This is a genomic window from Tsukamurella sputi, from assembly GCF_007858445.1.
GTDB lineage: Bacteria > Actinomycetota > Actinomycetes > Mycobacteriales > Mycobacteriaceae > Tsukamurella > Tsukamurella sputi.
Genome location: NZ_VIGV01000196.1, coordinates 1 through 531, shown reverse-complemented (window position 1 = coordinate 531; position 531 = coordinate 1). Strand labels below are relative to the sequence as shown.

The following is a 531-nucleotide window of genomic DNA, read 5'->3' as shown; positions in this document are numbered from 1 at the left end:
CACCGGCGTGGTCGTGGTCGTGGGCTCCGAGGGCAAGGGGCTCTCGCGGCTGGTGCGGGAGAACTGCGATTCGATCCTGTCGATCCCGATCGCCTCGTCGGTGGAGTCGCTCAACGCCTCGGTCGCGGCGGGCGTCGTCCTCGCCGAGTTCGCCCGACAGCGACGTCAGTAAATTTCGTCTGCGGTAGAATGAACGAATGACCTCACTCGAGGAGCGTCGGGAGACTCGGCGTCGCCAGATGCTGGACGCGGGCATCGCGCTCCTCGGCGACCCTGAGGCCGGGGCGCTCGGCGTGCGGGCCGTCTGTCGCACCACCGGCATCACCGAGCGCTACTTCTACGAGGCCTTCGGCACTCGGGACGGCTTCGCGCACGCCGTCTACGCCGATGTCCTCAGCCGCGCCCAGGACGCGCTGGTCCGCGGCGTCCGCGAGGCCGCCGAGGGCATCCCGCAGGGCGCGGCGCCCGATGCGCTCGCGGTCGCACAGGGCGCGGTCAGCGGATTAGTCGAGTTCGTCGTCGACCCGCCGG

At 70.8% G+C, this 531-nt stretch carries 1 protein-coding gene and 1 pseudogene; both read left to right on the top strand.

All coding sequences use genetic code 11. The features are described 5' to 3' along the window. The coding region (locus FK268_RS23795) for a TrmH family RNA methyltransferase (RefSeq protein WP_306461506.1) at positions 1 to 172 on the top strand (172 nt) is incomplete at its 5' end. Between the two features lie 25 nt (positions 173 to 197). Continuing rightward, positions 198 to 531 (top strand): annotated as a pseudogene (locus FK268_RS23790) (TetR/AcrR family transcriptional regulator); the annotation flags it as partial.